The organism is Roseovarius aestuariivivens (assembly GCF_004761875.1).
Lineage (GTDB): Bacteria > Pseudomonadota > Alphaproteobacteria > Rhodobacterales > Rhodobacteraceae > Roseovarius > Roseovarius aestuariivivens.
The window spans coordinates 1-2,242 of the sequence record NZ_SJEY01000028.1; the positions used below are offsets into that span (position 1 = coordinate 1).

The 2,242-nt window shown below is 52.9% G+C and carries 1 protein-coding gene; it reads left to right on the forward strand.

The genetic code is table 11. From position 1 onward, the window contains the following. The first annotated feature begins 618 nt into the window (after positions 1–618). The gene (locus tag EZV60_RS19535; protein ID WP_342588815.1) at positions 619–1,608 is read left to right on the forward strand and encodes a Hint domain-containing protein; all 990 of its coding nucleotides are present in this window, start codon (positions 619–621) and stop codon (positions 1,606–1,608) included. Positions 1,609–2,242 lie beyond the last annotated feature (634 nt).

Genomic DNA, 2,242 nt, shown 5'->3' on the forward strand with positions numbered 1-2,242 from the left:
ATTAATTTGAGATAAGTTTACCTAATCAGGCTCATATGAGGTAGCCAGCCTGAGCGTAACGAGTGTTCTGAGTTGCAGTGTGAAAGGCAACCTGAGTGTGAGTGTTGATTGATGTTACGCCGGGGCCATTCTCCACGAGTGGCCCCGGTTAGTCGGAGACTAAGGTTTATGGAGCCGGTCGGATCGCGAGTGAGCTATGCGTGGCGCGAAGTTCTGGAATTCGGTCTTCCGCATCGATCGGCGCGCTTACTCAAAGCGCCTTCTACAAAGAAAGCGTCGGCCGACGCGAGCAGGGTAGATAGAATTGCGAGTACCGAGTGCAATGTTCACAATGACGAACCCTAGATCGTCCGAAATCGACCATATCGACAGGACGCATCTCCCAAAGTATGTCGTAAAAAAGCGTGAGAAGCGCCAATTTGCTCTCATTGTCGTCGGGCTGTTAAGCATTCTGGTGGTACTGACTTGACAAGAAAGTGATCTTGTTTCGTTCGCCAAGAGCGCATGCCCTATGCGGCAAGCAAATTAGGTAGACAACTTCCGCCTTTGAGGCATCAAGGAAACGTCTGGCGACCATGCCCGTGGCGCATGTGGAGCGCGCTCATGGAGGACAGTAGGATGGCAGATATGTCGATATTCAACGCAGCGTTCGGAGCCTACAAAATTGCCGGACCAAACCTGCTCTTTACCCCAAGCAGTGGCATCAGAATTGCTGGCAAGAGCAGCGGCGATGCTGGCACAACCCTGATTTTCAACGCTGAAAAATGGTGGCAGGCCGATCAGATTAGCCTTGACGGTGGTTCGACACAGACAAGCTTCAGTGTCGTTTCTGCCGGAACCTTCACACCGGCGGAGCAGAACAGTAATTTTTTCAACAACTACCCGCAGTTTTCCCCGGAAAACCCGCCGACCTACGCAGTGATCGAGGTCTCTTCCGGTGAGCAATTGATGTTTTTTCCGGACTTTCCAGAGATCGAAGGCGATTTCGACGGTACGGTTTTTCTTTTGGAGGAGGGTATCATTCCCTGCTTCACCCCGGGCACATTTATCGCGACGCCAGATGGCGAGCGCCTTGTCGAAGACCTTCGGGTTGGTGACCGGATCATAACCCGCGACAATGGCCTGCAAGAAATCCGCTGGGTCGGTCGACGCGACCTGACCGGTCCGGAGCTTATGGCAGCGCCGCATCTCAAGCCGATTCTGATCCCCGCAGGCTCTCTTGGAGATGGTTTGCCAGAGCGAGACATAATGGCTTCACCGCAGCATCGCGTGCTGATCAACAATAAGCGAAGCGCCCTTTACTTCGAAGACCGGGAGGTTCTGGCTGCGGCAAAGCACCTTACCAGCGTAAAGGGCGTGACGAGGGTCGAAGTCAGCGCGGTGAGTTACATTCACTTCATGTTCGATCAGCATGAAGTTGTCCTGTCTAACGGGATCTGGACCGAAAGCTTCCAGCCTGGTGAACAGGTACTGGACGGGATGGGGCGAGCGCACAGAAACGAGCTCTTCGAGCTTTTCCCCGAACTGGCGAGAAGCGACGGTCTGAAAGCCTACAAGGCCGCTCGGCGTGCCCTCAAAAAGCATGAGACACGCCTGTTGGTGAATTAAAAGTTTGCAGCCGGCGGACGTAAAAGGGTTTGGCCGATCGGAGGTGTTTGCGGGGTCTGGGCGGTTTCGGAAGCGGCGATCCCGGCTGCATACCGGGATCGTCGTGTTTTAGATGTGTTAATGCGACCAATCTATATCTGAGCGTATCCCGAAATGCCTGAACAGTCTGTTTCATGTTAACGCATAGATAGGAAGCCTTACGCGTGTTAATCAATTTATGCGGAGGGGCTTGTCTGTCCCGTGATACCTGCAGCATAAAATCCCAGTTTTAAGCTCTCGAATGGCCAGACACCTCCGCATCAGAAACATTCTCACAGGCTATTTCATGTATTCAAGGTCCCGCTACGAGTGGTGGCGGGGCCTTTTTTAAAATTTACTAACGTTTCCGTGGCGAGACTTAAAAAGCTACGCTGCGACCGCATCAGGCTACATCATCTGCAACATGGACATCGCTGTGCGCAAGCTCGCTGCTGTTTTAATGAACGGCAGCTCTTCTTGCTTAATCGCAGCTTAAGGTTCGGAAGATTTCGTTGCTTGAACCGCGCCGGTTTTGCCGGAGGCTGGTTGATGTAAGTTACGCGGCCATTGTCTGAGTTTCCAGAGCCGAGTGGTAGTTTGCTTCGGCCTCTGCTGG